Raw genomic sequence first — 16899 nt, forward strand, 5'->3', positions numbered from 1 at the left:
ACCTTATTGCTTTGCGGCGGTTTGCCAATTTGGCGCACGTTTATCGAAAAATGCAGATAAGCCCTCTTGACCTTCTTCACTTACTCTGATTTCAGCAATGCGTTTTGCTGTATGAAGGATCAGCTCTGCATCAATGTCTCGATTAGCCACTTCATTAATTAATGATTTTGCAGATTTAACAGCTGCAGGGCCGTTGTTCAGTAAAAGTTCAACAAATTGGTCTTGTGCAGCAGCTAGGTCATCATTAATGTCATGGATTAAGCCTATATCTAGCGCTTTTTCAGCCATAAACACTTCGGCCGTTAAGAAGTAACGACGCGCTTGGCGCTCACCGATGGCTTTAATGACATAAGGGCTAATAACCGCAGGAATAAGACCTAGTTTAACTTCGCTCAAACAAAATTTAGCTTTGCTTGTAGCCACTGCAATGTCACAACAGGCGATTAAACCCAGTGCACCACCAAATGCTGCACCTTGCACTAAACACAGAGTTGGGTGGGGGCTGGTAGCCAATACATGCATTAACTTTGCAAGTTGCTGGGAATCTGCAACGTTTTCATCGTAGTTATTACCGGCCATTGATTTCATCCAACCAAGGTCGGCACCTGCTGAGAAGTGCTTACCTTCGGTTTTTAAAACCAAAGCGCGGATATCAAGGCTATTTGCATGCTCAATACATTGGATCAACTCGTTCATCACATGAGAGTCAAAGGCGTTATGTTTTTCAGGGCGACTTAGTTCTAAAATCGCCACTTTTGTTTTTGTTATATTTAAAGTGACCGACATAGTGCGCTCCTTACATTCTGAAAATGCCAAACTTAGATTCTTGCTTCGGCGCGTTAGCTGCGGCCTCAAGGGCAAGACCTAAAACAGTACGTGTATCAGCTGGGTCAATTATGCCGTCATCCCATAAACGGGCGCTTGCATAATAAGGGTGACCTTGCTCTTCATATTGCGCAACAATTGGCTTTTTGAACTCAGCAACTTCATCGTCAGTCATGCTTAAACCTTTACGTGCAAGACCATCTTGACGTACTTGCGTTAGCACACCCGCAGCTTGTTCACCGCCCATCACTGAAATACGCGCGTTTGGCCACATCCACATCATGGTAGGCTCGTAAGCGCGACCACACATACCATAGTTACCCGCGCCGTATGAGCCACCAATTAATACCGTAAACTTTGGTACGTCAGCACAAGATACAGCGGTTACCATTTTGGCACCGTGTTTGGCGATACCTTCTGCTTCGTATTTTTGACCAACCATAAAGCCAGTAATATTTTGTAAGAACAGCAAAGGGATGTCGCGCTGTGCACATAACTGAATAAAGTGTGCGCCTTTTTGTGCCGACTCAGAGAATAAGATACCGTTGTTGGCAACAATCCCTACTGGGTGGCCGTAGATTTCAGCAAAGCCAGTAACCAGGGTTTCACCAAAGAAGCGCTTGAATTCGTCAAATTGTGAATCATCAACAATACGTGCAATTACTTCACGTACATCGAATGGTTTTTTCAGATCCGTACCGACAATGCCATACACTTCACGAATATCGTAACGTGGTGGTTTAATGTCTTTAAGTATTGGCGCAGTAGGGCGTTGATGGTTTAAACGGGCAACACATTGACGAGCAATCGATAGCGCATGTTCGTCGTTTTCTGCATAGTGATCGGCAACACCTGACGTTTTACAATGAACATCTGCACCGCCTAAGTCTTCAGCAGAAACTTCTTCACCTGTTGCAGCTTTAACCAGTGGTGGGCCAGCTAAGAAAATCGTGCCTTGCTCTTTGACGATGATACTTTCATCTGCCATTGCTGGAACATACGCACCACCTGCGGTACATAAACCCATTACTACGGCAATTTGCGGTATGCCTTTGGCTGACATACGTGCTTGGTTATAAAAAATACGACCGAAATGCAATTTGTCTGGGAATACTTCATCTTGTTCAGGTAAGTTAGCGCCCCCTGAATCAACTAAATAGATACAAGGTAAATGACAGCGCTCTGCGATTTCTTGGGCGCGTAGGTGCTTTTTAACAGTCAGTGGGAAGTAAGTGCCGCCTTTTACGGTTGCATCGTTACCGACAATCATACACTCAACGCCTTGAACTCGGCCGATACCAGCAACCACACCTGCACAAGGTATATCTTGCTCGTATACGCCGAACGCAGCAAATTGAGAGATTTCTAGAAAAGGAGAACCTTCGTCGAGAAGGGTATTGATACGGTCACGAACAAACATTTTTCCGCGACTTTCATGACGAGCGATAAGTGATTCACCACCGCCTTGTGCAAGTTGAGCAACTTTGTCGTTTAAATCTGCAACCAGTGAAGCCATGGCTTCACTGTTTGCTTTAAACTGACTGTCATGCACATTAATAGATGAGTTTAAAACAGTCATGGTGTGTCCTTAGCGGCTTTCTGTGAATAGTTCACGACCAATCAACATACGGCGAATTTCAGACGTACCCGCACCAATCTCATAAAGTTTGGCATCACGAAGTAGACGACCAGTAGCGTATTCGTTGATGTAACCATTACCACCTAAAATTTGGATCGCATCTAGTGCAAGCTTAGTTGCCAACTCTGCAGCATATAAAATGGCACCTGCAGCATCTTTACGGGTTGTTTCACCACGGTCACAAGCTTTTGCTACCGTGTATACGTATGAACGCGCAGCATTCATTTGCGTATACATGTCAGCGACTTTACCTTGAATTAACTGGAACTCACCAATTGATTTATTGAACTGTTTACGCTCGTGAATATACGGCACAACAATGTCCATACACGCTTGCATAATACCCAGTGGTCCACCTGCAAGCACAACACGCTCATAATCAAGACCACTCATTAGCACCTTAACACCTTCGTTTAGGGTGCCTAGAATGTTTTCTTCTGGTACTTCACAGTCTTCAAAAACCAGTTCACAGGTGTTTGAGCCGCGCATACCTAATTTATCTAGCTTTTGTGCGGTAGAAAAACCTGGGAAGTCTTTTTCAATGATGAATGCTGTGATCCCTTTAGAACCAGCTTCTAAATCAGTCTTTGCATAAACGACTAACACATCTGCGTCTGGCCCATTGGTGATCCACATTTTATTACCATTAAGAATGTACTTATCGCCTTTCTTTTCTGCTTTTAGCTTCATAGAAACAACGTCAGAACCAGCATTTGGCTCACTCATAGCAAGTGCGCCAATGTGTTCGCCGCTAATTAACTTAGGCAGATACTTTTGTTTTTGCGCGTCGTTACCGTTGCGGTTAATTTGGTTTACACACAGGTTAGAGTGAGCGCCATAGCTTAAACCGATAGAGGCACTTGCACGGCTGATCTCTTCAATCGCAATTACGTGTTCAAGGTAGCCCATATTTGCACCACCAAATTCTTCAGGTACGGTAATACCTAATAAGCCCATCTCACCGAATTGTGGCCAAAGTTGATTTGGGAATGCATTGTCTAAATCAGTTTTCTCAGCAAGTGGTGCAATTTCAGCACTTGCAAAGCTGTTTACATGATCACGTATCATGTCAGCTGTTTCACCTAATCCAAAGTTTAATTCTTTATATAAAGATACAGTGCTCATCTTGGTTATCCTGTGTGAGAGTTATTATAAATTTATTTAGTCTTCGTGCTTTTCAAGCTCTTTTAGGGTGTCGTGACAACGACGCTCTGCGGTAACGAGTTCCATCAAAACCACTTTAATGTCATCCATTTGTTGACTTAAATCAGCTTTCTTTTCTTCTATTAACGCCAGCATAGTGGTGAGCTGTTTCGCACTTGATTTATCGGCATCGTATAGTTCAAATAATCGGCCTGTTTCAGCCAGGGTGAAGCCTAAACGCTTGCCGCGTAAGATAAGTTTTAGACGTACTTTGTCTCGTTTTGAATAAATGCGGGTTTGACCATTTCGCTCTGGCGAAATTAATCCCTGATCTTCATAAAAACGAATAGAACGGGTGGTAATGTCAAATTCCTTAGCCAATTCGCTAATAGAGAATGTAGGTTCGTTAAGGTTATCTTGCATAATTGTTTAACACTTACTTCAAAACAGATTAGACCAATATAAGTGAAGTTTACGTAAAGGTAAAGTTGCGTTTTGGGGAATGTATTATTGAGTGTTAACAAAAATAGTGAATATTTAATGCAGTTCTAATTAAATAAACCGCCTTTTCGCAGTTTCTAGCAGTATTGGCAAGGAAAACGTGCAACTTAAGTTTACAGTTTAAGTCAACGCAATTAACTTGATTTTAGATTTACGTTGGCGTAAACGTAAATATTAGGTATGCTCAAATCATCAATTTGAAACAAACAAGCAAGAAGCTTGTGAACAGGAGTTTAACATGAGTAACGAAGCAGTTGTAATCGTAGCAGCAAAACGTACCCCGATGGGTGGCTTTATGGGTGCACTTTCAGGCGCAAGCGCAACAGATCTTGGCGCAACTGCAATCAAAAGCGTTATGAGCGAAACAGGGCTTACGGACGCATCAATTGATGAAGTGATCATGGGTTGTGTATTACCGGCAGGTCTTGGTCAAGCACCAGCACGTCAAGCTATGCTGCATGCAGGTCTAGCGCGTTCAACCGGCGCAACAACAATTAACAAGGTATGTGGCTCAGGTTTAAAAGCAGCCATGCTTGCTCACGACTTAATCAAAGCAGGCAGCATTTCATCTGCAATCGCAGGTGGTATGGAAAGCATGACTAACTCACCGTATTTCATTCCTAAAGCGCGTGGTGGAATGCGTATGGGTCATGGTGAGATTAAAGATCACATGATGGCCGATGGTCTTGAAGATGCTTACGACAACAAAGCGATGGGTTGTTTTGCACAAGCAACCGCGGATGATTATGGCATCACGCGTGAAGAAATGGATGAGTTTGCGCTTAGCTCTCTAAGCAAAGCAAATGAAGCAATTGAAAACGGCAGCTTCAATAACGAAGTAGTTCCTCATGTGTTAAAAACGCGTAAAGGTGATGTTGAAGTCGCGATTGACGAGCAGCCAGGTAATGCACGTCCAGACAAAATTCCAGGTTTACGTCCAGCATTCAAAAAAGACGGCACGATTACCGCCGCAAACTCTTCTTCAATCTCAGATGGTGCGGCAGCACTTATTCTGATGAGCGAATCAGAAGCTAAGAAGCAAGGCTTAACACCACTTTGTAAAGTAGTTGCTCACGCGACTCACTCACAAGCGCCAGCAGAATTTACGGTTGCGCCAGTTGGTGCAATGAACACGCTACTTGAAAAAGCGGGCTGGGACAAAGCTGACGTAGATTTATGGGAAATCAACGAAGCATTTGCCATGGTGACTATGCTAGCAATCAACGAGCTAGGTCTTGAGCAAAGCAAAGTTAACGTTAATGGTGGTGCATGTGCCCTTGGTCACCCAATCGGTGCAAGTGGTGCGCGTATCCTAGTTACTCTTATTCATGCCCTACGTAATCGCGGCCTTTCAAAAGGTGTTGCATCACTGTGTATCGGTGGTGGTGAAGCGGTTGCACTGGCAGTCGAAGTTTAATCACACCAAGTTGTAGGCACCGTATAAATAATATAACAGCGGTGCCTTTTTTCTATTTACCAGGGGAGGAGTGCAAATGCACCAAGTACCTTTATACATCAATGGCGAGTTCACTCAATCATCATCAGAGCAATGGATTGATGTTGTTAATCCAGCAAACCAAGAAGTACTTGCAAAAGTACCTTGTGCGACAGAGCAAGAAGTAAAAGCAGCGATTGATTCTGCACAAGAAGCATTTAAAACTTGGCGCAACGTACCAGTACCAGAGCGTGCTCGTATTATGATGAAGTACGCGGCGCTTTTAAAAGAGCACCAAGAAGAAATTGCGACCATTATCTGTCATGAATTAGGTAAGACGTTCGAAGACGCAAAAGGCGATGTATGGCGTGGTATTGAAGTGGTTGAGCAAGCTGCAAATGCCCCTGCAATGATGATGGGTGAAACTGTTGAAAACGTTGCTCGTAACATCGATACCTATTCTTACACGCAGCCTTTAGGTGTGTGTGCAGGTATTACCCCATTTAACTTCCCAGCAATGATCCCACTTTGGATGTTCCCAATGGCGATCGTATGCGGTAACACTTTTGTACTTAAGCCATCAGAGCAAGATCCATTGACGCCAATGCGTTTAGTTGAGCTATTCGAAGAGGCAGGTGCACCAAAAGGGGTACTACAAGTTGTACATGGTACAAAAGACCAGGTTGACCAAATTCTAGAAGCGCCAGAAATCAAAGCGGTTTCTTTTGTTGGTTCTTGTAATGTAGGTCATTACATTTACAGCAAAGGCACACAGCACAAGAAACGTGTTCAAGCTTGTGTTGGTGCTAAAAACCACATGGTAATCATGCCTGATGCGGCAAAAGCGCAAACAGTAAATAACTTAGTTGGTGCGTCAGTGGGTGCTGGTGGTCAACGTTGTATGGGTATTTCAGTGGCTGTATTTGTGGGCTCATCGAAAGAGTGGGTAGAAGACATTAAAAAAGGCTTTGAAGGCGTTCGCCCTGGTCTTTGGGATGACCCAGAAGCGGCTTATGGCCCGCAAACGACACCACAAGCCAAACAAAGAATTCTTTCACTAATTCAAAGTGGTAAAGATCAAGGTGCAACCTGTTTAGTCGATGGTTCAGACTACACTGTTAAAGGTTATGAAGCAGGTAACTGGGTAGGCCCGACGCTGTTTACTGATGTGACTGAAGAGATGGAAATCTACAAAGAAGAAATCTTTGGTCCAGTTTTATGTTGCGTATTTGTTGATACGCTAGACGAAGCAATTGCGCTAATTAACCGTAACCCTTATGGTAACGGTACGTCTCTATTCACAGCAAGTGGTGCAGCAGCGCGTAAATTCCAACAGCAAATCGAAGTAGGTCAAGTGGGTATTAATATTCCAATTCCTGTGCCACTGCCTTTCTTCTCGTTCACAGGTTGGAAAAACTCTTTCTACGGTGACCAACACACCTACGGTAAGCAAGGTGTACGTTTCTACACAGAAACGAAAACGGTGACTTCACGTTGGTTTGATGATGAGGTCGTGACTGGCCCGAATATGAGCATCAACCTACGTTAATCCTTTCATTTTAATTTTTATAATAACAATGTGAGCCGACATGAGCGGCTCACCTTTGACAACAAGAGGTCTTTTATGGACTTTAATCTAAATGAAGATCAACAGGCATTTGCCGAAACAGCATATCAATTCGCGATGAGTGAACTAGCGCCAAACGCTGCGCTGTGGGACCGTGAACATATTTTCCCTAAAGACGTGATTAAAAAAGCCGGTGAACTGGGCTTTTGTGGTTTATACACGCCAGAAGAGGCAGGTGGCCTTGGTTTATCACGTTTAGATTCAAGCATTATTTTTGAACAGCTTGCTATGGGCTGTACAGCAACAACCGCCATGCTAACAATCCACAACATGGCAACTTGGATGATTGCAAGCTTTGGTACTGATGCAGTTAAAGAGCAATACATCGATCAACTAGTGATGGGTGAATTGTTAGCGTCTTATTGCTTAACTGAGCCAGGCTCAGGTTCTGATGCTGCGTCACTTAAAACTAAAGCTGATAAAGATGGCGACAGCTATGTATTGAACGGCTCGAAAATGTTTATCTCAGGTGCTGGTGAAACTGACGTACTTGTGGTAATGGCACGTACTGGTGAAGCAGGTCCAAAAGGTATTTCTGCGTTTGTTGTACCAGCAGATGCTGAAGGTATTTCATACGGTAAAGCCGAAGAAAAAATGGGTTGGAATGCACAACCTACACGTCTTGTAACCCTTGAAAACGTTCGTATTCCTGCTGCAAATCTCATGGGTGCTGAAGGCGAAGGATTTAAGTTTGCAATGCAAGGCTTAGACGGTGGTCGTATTAACATTGCAACTTGTTCAATCGGTACTGCACAGCAAGCGCTTAACACAGCTAAGCAATATATGACTGAACGCGAACAGTTTGGTAAACCCCTTGCGGCATTCCAAGCGCTACAGTTCAAGATTGCAGACATGAATACTGAGCTTGTTGCTGCCCGTCAAATGGTTCGCCTTGCGGCATTCAAACTAGACACCAACGACAGTGAAAAAACCACTTACTGTGCAATGGCAAAACGATTCGCTACTGATGTTGGTTTTAAAGTGTGTGACGACGCATTACAAATTCACGGTGGTTACGGTTACATCAAAGAATATCCGCTAGAGCGTCATGTTCGTGATGTACGTGTTCACCAAATTCTTGAAGGCACCAATGAGATCATGCGCGTGATTATCGGTCGTCGTATTTTAGCTGAAGGCGCGCCAAGCGTATTGTAATAAGGAAACCAAAATGACTGCACAACTTAAATTAGAAAAGCAGGGTAACATCGCGGTAGTAACAATGAGCAACCCGCCTGCGAATACATGGACGCGCGATACCTTGGTAGGTTTAAAGAACCTTGTAATCGAGTTAAATCAAGATAAAGAAATTTACGCTTTAGTGATCACAGGTGAAGGCGAGAAATTCTTCTCAGCTGGTGCCGACTTAAACGTTTTTGCAGACGGCGACAAAGGAGTTGCTGCTGACATGTCTCGTGTATTCGGTGAAGCGTTCGAAACCTTGAGCGATTTTAGAGGTGTTTCGATTGCGGCTATCAATGGCTTTGCAATGGGCGGCGGCCTTGAAGTGGCATTGGCTTGTGATATTCGTATTGCTGAAAGCCAAGCGCAAATGGCGTTACCAGAAGCTAAAGTGGGTTTACTGCCTTGTGCTGGTGGTACACAAAATCTTTCGTGGCTTGTTGGCGAAGGTTGGGCTAAGCGCATGATTTTATGTGGTGAACGTCTAAAAGCTGACAAAGCACAACAAATTGGGCTAGTTGAAGAAGTGGTTGAAACAGGTGAGGCCTTGAAAGCTGCACTTGCTCTAGCTGAGAAAGTAGCTGATCAAAGTCCAGTGGCGGTGACGGCTTGTAAAGCGCTTATTCAAAAAGGTCGTACAGGTACAATCAACAGTGCGCTTCCGCTAGAGCGTGAACTATTTGTCACCTTGTTTGATACGCAAGACCAAAAAGAAGGCGTTAACGCATTCTTAGAAAAGCGTAAAGCTAATTGGGTGAACGGGTAATGGCAAAATTACAGTTACTAAACCAAGCAGATGCGCCAGTCGTATTTGAGTTGGCTGACTGTGATAATGGCAAAAAGGTGGCGTTTGCCACCTTAAATGTGCCAAAAGCACTGAATGCACTCAACTTAGATATGATCCGCTTATTAGCCCCTCAGCTAACCGAATGGGCTAATGACGATGCCATCGCTTTGGTAGTTTTAAAAGGTCATGGTGATAAAGCGTTTTGCGCTGGTGGCGATGTAGTCAGCTTATACAAAGCAATGGCTGCAAATGACGGTAATAACCACATCGAAACCTTCTTCAGCGAAGAATATACACTTGATTATCAAATCCACACTTATGAAAAGCCTATCTTACTTTGGGGTAATGGCATCATCATGGGTGGTGGCTTAGGCCTAATGGCAGGTGCAAGTCACCGCGTTGTGACTGAATCAGCCCGTATTGCCATGCCTGAGATCACTATTGGTTTATACCCAGATGTAGGTGGCAGCTATTTCTTAAATAAGATGCCAGCAGGTGTAGGTTTATTCTTAGGCCTTACAGGCGCGTCAATTAATGCCAAAGATGCACAATTTGTTGGTCTGGCAGATCATTTTGTGAATGCCGAGCTTTACGGTGAGGTATTAGCAAATTTACTGGGTACAGATTGGAAAAACAGCGCTGAGTATAATCATGGCTTGTTGTCTGAGCTGTTGCATTCACAACAAAACCAATCGAGTAACGAACCTGCGAGCGAAATTGAACCACTACAATCTGTGCTAGCAGAACTTGAAACTAAAGACAGCTTAGAGTCGCAAATCGATGCCATTTTGTCTCTTGACGCAACGGATAACAAATGGCTAACTCGCGCACAAAAATCACTGAAACATGGCTCACCATTAAGTGCAAAGCTTGTCAGCGAACAACTCAAGCGCGCACAAGGTTTGAGTTTAGCTGACTGCTTTAGATTAGAGCTTGGTTTGTCAGTGGCTGCGGGTGAATTCGGTGAATTTAAAGAAGGTGTTCGTGCATTATTAATCGATAAAGATGGCGCACCTAAATGGAAGTTTGAAAATACACAAAGTGTGACAGATGACGCGATTAACGTTTTCTTCGAAGCGCGTTGGTCAGAACATCCTCTTCAAGGTTTGTAAGGAATGTAACAATGGCAAAAATTGGATTTATTGGTTTAGGAAATATGGGTGGTCCAATGGCCATCAATTTGGTTAAAGCAGGTCACGAAGTACGCGTTTTTGATTTAAGCCCAGACGCAATCTCAACCCTTGTAGAAGCCGGTGCAACTGCCGTAAACGCGGTAGAAGAAGTTTGCGAGAACGCTGATTTTGTTGTCAGTATGTTACCTGCAGGCAAGCATGTTAAAGCGATTTACACTGGCGAAAATGGCTTAGTAAATCATTTAAACAAAAGCACCTTAGTCATTGATTGCTCGACAATTGATGCCGAGTCAGCACAATTCGTTGGCAAGGCACTTGGCGAAGCTGGTATTAAATTCGTAGATGCGCCGGTATCTGGTGGTGTTGCAGGTGCTGCCGCTGGCACGTTAACCTTTATTGTGGGTGGTTCAACTGCTTGTTTTGAATTAGCAAATACGATACTGCCTACCATGGGTAAAAATATTTATCATGCAGGTGATATTGGTGCAGGGCAAGTTGCGAAGATTTGTAACAATATGCTGTTAAGTATACTCATGGCAGGTACCAGTGAAGCATTACAGATGGGTGTAGACCATGGTTTAGATCCAAAAGTACTAAGTGAGATTATGCTTAACAGCTCAGGTCGTAACTGGACGTTAGAGCTTTATAATCCTTGTCCAGATGTACTTGAGAATGTTCCGAGTTCAAATGGCTACAAGCCGGGCTTTATGGTGGACTTAATGGCCAAAGATTTAGGTTTAGCTCAGCAAGCTGCGCAACAAACTAACTCGGCAACACCTATGGGCGCATTGGCGAAAAACCTTTACAACCTGATGCAAAATCAGGGTAAAGGTGCCGAAGACTTTAGCGCAATCTTCAAACTTTATAGTGAAAAATAGACTGCATTATGGACATTAAAAATAAAACAGTTGTCATTACTGGTGGCGCGCAAGGCTTAGGTTTTGCGATGGCCACACAAATGGCAGAACTAGGCGCTAACCTTGCTTTAATCGATATGCAAGATGAAGTGTTGGTAGAGGCAAAGGCGGAATTGGTTAAGCTTGATGTTAAAGTTGAAACCTATGTAGCTAACGTGAGTGTTGAGGCTGACGTTGAAGCAGTTTTCAACAATATCGTCAGTGATTTCGGTGCCGTACATGTACTTATTAACAACGCCGGCATTCTACGCGATGGTCTGCTTTTAAAAGCAAAAGATGGCGTAGTCACTGCAAAAATGGAGTTAACACAATTCCAATCTGTTATTGATGTTAACCTCACTGGTGTTTTCCTATGTGGCCGAGAAGCTGCTGCAAAAATGGTTGAAAGTGGTGAAGGTGGTGTCATTGTTAATATGTCGAGCGTTGCACGTGCGGGTAATATGGGTCAAACCAACTACGCAGCTGCTAAAGCAGGTGTGGTTGCCATGACAACGACATGGGCGAAAGAACTTGGTCGCTTTGGTATTCGTGTCGGTGCAATCGCACCTGGTGTTATTCGCACTAAAATGACGGATGCCATGAAACCTGAAGCGAAAGAGCGTTTGGTTAAGATGAAACCTGTTGGTCGTTTAGGAGAAGCACAAGAAATTTCCCATACAGCAAAATACATCATTGAAAATGACTTTTTCACAGGTCGTGTCGTCGAAGTTGATGGCGGTATACGACTTTAATCTAACAAATAGACGCTAGATTATCATTTTTGATAATCTAGCGTCTATTTTGTCAACACCTTTCATTTAATCAACCTATTAACAAACTTATAAAGTCTGCTTTTGGTTGGTGCTTTTTCGTTATCAATCACAGTACTATACGTTATAGCTAATGTGCTGGAAAAACCTGACATTTAATTCTTGATCTTTTGCTGATATCTCTAAGCTTTGGGATAAACTACGAATTAACGCCTCAACATTATTCATGAACTTTCCATACCCGACATCTTTTTTGTCTGAATATTTTGCAACAACAACAAAGTGTAGAGTATCTACAAGTTGGTTTTTGTTCCATTGAGATTTCAATTGAATCTCATCAGAGCTGATATCAAAGCTTAATTTTTGTAATTCACTATTTTGATCTGGTTGATCAGTTTTGCTGTTTCTGACCAGTGGCAGACGTCCATCAGCAACCATTGACGCCAGTGTGATTTGCTTAAAAGTACAAGCACTGAAAAACTTATCTTCAACGAGTTTATAAAATTTTTCGTAATCATTACTATCGAATAAACTAGGAAAATTTGTTTTTAAACTACGTGTCACAGGAATATTAAAAGTCACATATGTCATTTCTGAGTGATTGTCTGGAATATAACAATTTCTAGCCTCGTATCTAGGATATAGACTTCTAAGTTTGAAACCATACGTTTCTTTATGTCCTTTCGCTCTAGAGAATAGGTCGTATGTGAGGTGTTGATGATCTCTCACCCTTAGTAAATCACTAATCCCTAACTTTGATTTTAAATCTTTCAATGTCTTTAGAACTTTATTGTGGAACGCGGCTGCATTCTCTCTTAGCGCATCGCCCGTGGCTAAAAATAAAAGACTAATTTTTTTTGATTTTACACCCTTTTGCCAATAGGACTTATGGCCTTCATGGTATCTAGGGTTGTAGAAGAATATCATTTGTTTTTCAGTTTGAAGGCAGTATGATTCTTCATGAAAACGTGTGATTGGTAGCTTGTCATTGGCAATCATATGCACGTTATACAAACCATTCTCTTCGCATGCGATAAACAGTTTCCTTGAAACCCTGTCATAGAAGTCATCAATAGAATCAAAACTAGACATAAATTCATTACTTGGCTTGAATTCAGCTAGAAGATATTGATTGTTTCGCGCGTTAGTCGGAATATAAACTCTACTTGTACTACTAGTTGCCATTATGTTGTCCTTGGTCATCAAATTCACGCGAACTTTAACGACTTTATGTGATGAATTTATGACATTGGGTCAAGATTAAGACAGTAGTCATATTTTATGATGCTTTTAGAGTTTCCTACTCAATTCTGTAAATAATCATCTTTAACACCTATTAGTTTTAATTGGATTTTGTAATAATGCGGCGAGAATGTGAATGCTTAATTCAGAGGAATGCATATCTATGGCGGAAACAGAAAATCGCCCAACTAACTTTATCCGAAATATCATTGATGCCGACTTAGCAAGTGGCAAGCATCAATCAACACATACACGTTTTCCACCTGAGCCAAATGGTTTCCTTCACATTGGCCATGCGAAATCTATTTGTTTAAACTTCGGTATAGCTCAAGATTACAAAGGTTTATGTAACTTACGTTTTGATGACACAAACCCAGAAAAAGAAGACATCAACTACGTTAAGTCGATTCAAGAAGACGTATCTTGGTTAGGTTTTAACTGGGATGGTGAAATTTGCTATTCATCTAATTACTTCGATAAGCTTCATGGCTATGCAGTTGAACTTATCGAAAAAGGTTTGGCATATGTATGTTTCTTATCACCTGATGAAGCGCGTGAATATCGCGGCACATTAACTGAGCCAGGTAAAAACAGTCCGTACAGAGACACATCAGTTGAAGAAAACTTAGCTTTATTTGAAAAAATGCGTAAAGGTGAGTTCAAAGAGGGCGAATGTGTTCTTAGAGCTAAGATTGATATGTCTAGCTCGTTCATGGTACTTCGTGATCCTATTATCTACCGTATCCGCTTTGCACATCACCACCAAACAGGTGATAAGTGGTGCATTTACCCTATGTATGACTTCACTCATTGTATTTCTGATGCACTTGAAGGCATTACTCATTCATTATGTACACTTGAGTTCCAAGATAACCGCCGTCTTTATGACTGGGTTTTAGATAACATCTCACTAGAGTGTCACCCACAACAGATCGAATTTTCCCGCTTAAACCTTGAATACACGGTTATGTCAAAGCGTAAGCTAAATGATTTAGTGGTTGAGAATCATGTTGATGGTTGGGATGACCCACGCATGCCTACTATCGCAGGCCTTCGTCGTCGTGGTTACACGCCTGCTTCAATTCGTGAGTTTTGTAAGCGTATAGGTATCACCAAGCAAGATAATATGGTTGAAATGGGCATGTTAGAATCCTGTATTCGTGATGACCTAAACAATAACGCACCACGTGCGATGGCAGTTATCGATCCTGTACGTATTGTGATAGAAAATTTCGAAGAAGGTAAAGTTGAGCAGTTAGTTGCACCAAACCATCCTTCAGAAGAATCTATGGGCACCCGTGAATTACCATTTACGAAAGAGTTATTTATTGAGCGTGAAGATTTCCGCGTTGAAGCAAATAAGAAGTTTAAGCGTTTAGTACTTGGCAAGGAAGTACGTTTACGCAATGCTTATGTTATTAAAGCTGAACGTATTGAAGAAGATACTGAGGGTAATATCACAACTATTTTCTGTAGTTATGATGCAGATACACTAGGCAAAAACCCAGCTGATGGCCGTAAAGTAAAAGGTGTTATTCATTGGGTATCGGCAACACACTGTGTAGAAGCTGAAGTACGTCAGTATGACAGATTGTTCAATGTACCAAACCCTGCTGCAGCTGAGTCGTTTGTTGAAACCCTTAACCCTGACTCACTCACTGTGATTAAGTCAGCTAAACTTGAGCCGTCTTTAGCTCAAGCAGCCGTTGAGCAAGGCTTCCAATTTGAGCGTTTAGGGTATTATTGCCGCGACAATAAAGAAGAAGGTCTTGTATTCAACCAAACAGTTGGTTTAAGAGATTCTTGGGCCAAAATAGAACAAGCTTAATCTTCAATATAAAAGGCCGATTTATCGGCCTTTTTTGATCAAAATAACAATAATTATGACTGCCAAATCAATCAATAATTTCTATATCAACGAACAACAATCTATTTATCTGCTCTCTCACCATGACGCAAAAAAGCATAGGCAGTGGCTAAATATATGTAAGAAACAATTGCAGTTATTGGGTTATAGCAGTGTTGAAGAAATTGGTTCTGGTGCGTTTGGGTTTGTTTTCGCAGGCATTGGTGAAGACGGGCGAGAGTGGGTGTTTAAGTTCTCTCGAATTACTCTTGCTCAAAGTATCAGGGATAGGCTTGAAGACGAAGCTTATATGTTGTCGCAAATTAATAACCCCATGGTGCCTAAGTTTTTTGCCTTTGAAAGGGTAAAAAAACAAGGCATTTTGATGATGGCTCGAGCAAAAGGAGAAGATTTAGAAAAAATCTCACTTAAACGAGGCCGTTTCTCCGTTCAAGACATCATGAGCTTAGCGTTAAAACTAAGAAATGTGTTGTTAGATCTTCGTCGCCATAAAAATGGTTTAAGCCCACAACCTATTGTCCACGGTGATATCAAACCCTCTAATATTGTATGGGATGTTGATACAGATGAGTTCTCTCTGGTTGATTGGGGGAGTTCTGTCTATGCGCAAATTGATGAATATGGTGAAGTCGTTGCCAGCAACATCATGGACTTAATGTCAGCAGATTTATCGAGTACCAATGCCCGCATGGGCGACGTGTATTTTATAGGTGATGAACAAATGTCAGGTATGCAGTCATCACCCCGATTTGATGAACAAGGTGTTGCGTCAACACTCTATGCATTGGCAAGTGCACAATCATGCCGTTTTGGTGTGGGTGTTATTCCAGCTGCAAGTCTTGGGTTACCTCAGGAGTTTGCGACAGTCATAGACAATATGCTGTCAAAGGATAAAAAATTAAGAGATGCAGCAGGAGACTATTTTATCCGCAATATGCCAAGTATGGCTAAAGTTTATTTGCCTGAACTAGATAATAAAACAGTCAAAGCGAATATTCCATTTTGGGTTAATGAATTTGAATTTGAACCTGACACTGTTGTGTACAGTTCTCGTAAAGAATTCCTACGAAGAGCAGATCATAATCAACAACTGCTTGATGTTAACGATGCACAACTAGATAGATATTATAAAGAGTTTTTGTTTGATACCGGAGATACCGAAAAAGCTTTCTTAGCGTCAATAAGTCGCCTTGCAAAATTCCCCGTGGTTGGTGGCTTAAGTTTTCATTGGCGAGAAGAAAACCTACATATTGAATCAAGTCTAATTTTGCATGATGAATCTTTACATCAAGCATTTACCGATTCTGTGAATGCAACGGTTATGCTTGCGCAAGGCATAACCCAAAAAGGCTTGTTCAAATGTTGCTTATTTGATGCAAGGCAAACTATTCAATTAGAAAGAGACAGCACGGGGGCGTTTATTTTCGATGTATTACCTAAGTTACATTACTCGGTTGTTGATACCAGTAGCCAAGAAATAACCCGTCCACATAGTTATTTCGAAGATGGGAAAGATCCTGACGAGCAATTGCAGTTACCAAAAAGTATTATTCAATGTGTTTTTGAGTTAAACAAAATTCACCACACAGGATGCATTATTTTTGAATCGGTAGAAAACCGTTTAAAGATCCACCATTACTATCGCTTATTGGATGCGTCTAAGGAAAGTCAATTTAAGGCACTTTTAGAAGAAATCATGCAGTACGCCTTATGTATAGACAACTTTGGTGTTGCAGGTTTTATGAAGCTACCTTATAAAAACACCCGTGAATTTGATTTATGCCAGAGCCAGCCTCAAAACTACTATCCAAGAAATCCTAAAGCACTAAATAAATAGGACTTACCCATAAAAAGT

General features: G+C 42.0%; 14 protein-coding genes. 9 read left to right on the forward strand and 5 right to left on the reverse strand.

Features of this window, described 5'->3' with window-relative positions:
* Positions 1 to 3: 3 nt before the first annotated feature.
* The 4 genes from CWB72_RS02030 to CWB72_RS02045 are packed head-to-tail and all read right to left on the reverse strand — an operon-like array spanning position 4 to position 4030.
* Positions 4 to 786: an enoyl-CoA hydratase-related protein gene (locus tag CWB72_RS02030; protein WP_138628869.1), complete on the reverse strand. Its 783-nt coding sequence runs from the start codon at positions 784 to 786 to the stop codon at positions 4 to 6.
* 10 nt (positions 787 to 796) lie between these two features.
* Entirely contained in the window at positions 797 to 2404 is a 1608-nt protein-coding gene (locus CWB72_RS02035) for a carboxyl transferase domain-containing protein (protein ID WP_138628871.1), read from the reverse strand.
* A 9-nt stretch (positions 2405 to 2413) separates the two neighbouring features.
* Positions 2414 to 3589 carry an isovaleryl-CoA dehydrogenase gene (locus CWB72_RS02040; RefSeq protein ID WP_138478705.1) on the reverse strand — a complete coding sequence of 392 codons (1176 nt, stop codon included), beginning with the start codon at positions 3587 to 3589 and terminating at the stop codon, positions 2414 to 2416.
* A 36-nt stretch (positions 3590 to 3625) separates the two neighbouring features.
* Entirely contained in the window at positions 3626 to 4030 is a 405-nt protein-coding gene (locus CWB72_RS02045; protein ID WP_130255787.1) for a MerR family transcriptional regulator, read from the reverse strand.
* Between the two features lie 316 nt (positions 4031 to 4346).
* Here CWB72_RS02045 and CWB72_RS02050 point away from each other — a divergent pair, with 316 nt between their 5' ends.
* From CWB72_RS02050 to CWB72_RS02080, 7 genes are all read left to right on the forward strand, one after another.
* Positions 4347 to 5525 carry a thiolase family protein gene (locus CWB72_RS02050; protein ID WP_138628873.1) on the forward strand — a complete coding sequence of 393 codons (1179 nt, stop codon included), beginning with the start codon at positions 4347 to 4349 and terminating at the stop codon, positions 5523 to 5525.
* Positions 5526 to 5601: 76 nt separating this feature from the next.
* Complete coding sequence (locus tag CWB72_RS02055; RefSeq protein WP_138628875.1) at positions 5602 to 7092, forward strand: CoA-acylating methylmalonate-semialdehyde dehydrogenase; 1491 nt, start codon at positions 5602 to 5604, stop codon at positions 7090 to 7092.
* A gap of 75 nt (positions 7093 to 7167) precedes the next feature.
* Positions 7168 to 8325, forward strand: a complete 1158-nt coding sequence (locus CWB72_RS02060; protein WP_138478713.1) for an acyl-CoA dehydrogenase family protein — start codon at positions 7168 to 7170, stop codon at positions 8323 to 8325.
* 13 nt (positions 8326 to 8338) lie between these two features.
* Positions 8339 to 9115, forward strand: a complete 777-nt coding sequence (locus tag CWB72_RS02065; protein WP_138568457.1) for an enoyl-CoA hydratase — start codon at positions 8339 to 8341, stop codon at positions 9113 to 9115.
* Positions 9115 to 10248 carry an enoyl-CoA hydratase/isomerase family protein gene (locus CWB72_RS02070; RefSeq protein WP_138628877.1) on the forward strand — a complete coding sequence of 378 codons (1134 nt, stop codon included), beginning with the start codon at positions 9115 to 9117 and terminating at the stop codon, positions 10246 to 10248. The genes CWB72_RS02065 and CWB72_RS02070 overlap by 1 nt, the downstream gene beginning before the upstream one ends.
* 11 nt (positions 10249 to 10259) lie before the next feature.
* Complete coding sequence (mmsB, locus tag CWB72_RS02075; RefSeq protein WP_138628878.1) at positions 10260 to 11147, forward strand: 3-hydroxyisobutyrate dehydrogenase; 888 nt, start codon at positions 10260 to 10262, stop codon at positions 11145 to 11147.
* Positions 11148 to 11155: 8 nt separating this feature from the next.
* Positions 11156 to 11917, forward strand: a complete 762-nt coding sequence (locus CWB72_RS02080; RefSeq protein WP_138628880.1) for an SDR family oxidoreductase — start codon at positions 11156 to 11158, stop codon at positions 11915 to 11917.
* Positions 11918 to 12052: 135 nt separating this feature from the next.
* On the opposite strand, the gene CWB72_RS02085 is transcribed toward CWB72_RS02080, so the two are convergent.
* Entirely contained in the window at positions 12053 to 13120 is a 1068-nt protein-coding gene (locus tag CWB72_RS02085) for a DUF3083 family protein (RefSeq protein ID WP_138568453.1), read from the reverse strand.
* 220 nt (positions 13121 to 13340) lie between these two features.
* Between CWB72_RS02085 and glnS the strand changes: the two genes are divergently transcribed.
* Positions 13341 to 15005: a glutamine--tRNA ligase gene (glnS, locus tag CWB72_RS02090; protein WP_138628882.1), complete on the forward strand. Its 1665-nt coding sequence runs from the start codon at positions 13341 to 13343 to the stop codon at positions 15003 to 15005.
* A gap of 55 nt (positions 15006 to 15060) precedes the next feature.
* Complete coding sequence (locus CWB72_RS02095) at positions 15061 to 16881, forward strand: protein kinase domain-containing protein (RefSeq protein WP_138628884.1); 1821 nt, start codon at positions 15061 to 15063, stop codon at positions 16879 to 16881.
* Positions 16882 to 16899: the final 18 nt, after the last annotated feature.

It is taken from the genome of Pseudoalteromonas phenolica (genome assembly GCF_005886345.1).
Lineage (GTDB): Bacteria > Pseudomonadota > Gammaproteobacteria > Enterobacterales > Alteromonadaceae > Pseudoalteromonas > Pseudoalteromonas phenolica_A.

Excerpts from the sequence above, each read along its gene's own strand:
- CWB72_RS02050 (WP_138628873.1), top strand. The coding sequence starts at position 4,347 with ATGAGTAACGAAGCAGTTGTAATCGTAGCAGCAAAACGTACCCCGATG.
- CWB72_RS02030 (WP_138628869.1), bottom strand. The coding sequence starts at position 786 with ATGTCGGTCACTTTAAATATAACAAAAACAAAAGTGGCGATTTTAGAA.
- CWB72_RS02035 (WP_138628871.1), bottom strand. The coding sequence starts at position 2,404 with ATGACTGTTTTAAACTCATCTATTAATGTGCATGACAGTCAGTTTAAA.
- mmsB (WP_138628878.1), top strand. The coding sequence starts at position 10,260 with ATGGCAAAAATTGGATTTATTGGTTTAGGAAATATGGGTGGTCCAATG.
- CWB72_RS02070 (WP_138628877.1), top strand. The coding sequence starts at position 9,115 with ATGGCAAAATTACAGTTACTAAACCAAGCAGATGCGCCAGTCGTATTT.
- CWB72_RS02085 (WP_138568453.1), bottom strand. The coding sequence starts at position 13,120 with ATGGCAACTAGTAGTACAAGTAGAGTTTATATTCCGACTAACGCGCGA.
- CWB72_RS02055 (WP_138628875.1), top strand. The coding sequence starts at position 5,602 with ATGCACCAAGTACCTTTATACATCAATGGCGAGTTCACTCAATCATCA.
- CWB72_RS02040 (WP_138478705.1), bottom strand. The coding sequence starts at position 3,589 with ATGAGCACTGTATCTTTATATAAAGAATTAAACTTTGGATTAGGTGAA.
- CWB72_RS02060 (WP_138478713.1), top strand. The coding sequence starts at position 7,168 with ATGGACTTTAATCTAAATGAAGATCAACAGGCATTTGCCGAAACAGCA.
- CWB72_RS02045 (WP_130255787.1), bottom strand. The coding sequence starts at position 4,030 with ATGCAAGATAACCTTAACGAACCTACATTCTCTATTAGCGAATTGGCT.
- CWB72_RS02095 (WP_138628884.1), top strand. The coding sequence starts at position 15,061 with ATGACTGCCAAATCAATCAATAATTTCTATATCAACGAACAACAATCT.
- CWB72_RS02065 (WP_138568457.1), top strand. The coding sequence starts at position 8,339 with ATGACTGCACAACTTAAATTAGAAAAGCAGGGTAACATCGCGGTAGTA.
- CWB72_RS02080 (WP_138628880.1), top strand. The coding sequence starts at position 11,156 with ATGGACATTAAAAATAAAACAGTTGTCATTACTGGTGGCGCGCAAGGC.
- glnS (WP_138628882.1), top strand. The coding sequence starts at position 13,341 with ATGGCGGAAACAGAAAATCGCCCAACTAACTTTATCCGAAATATCATT.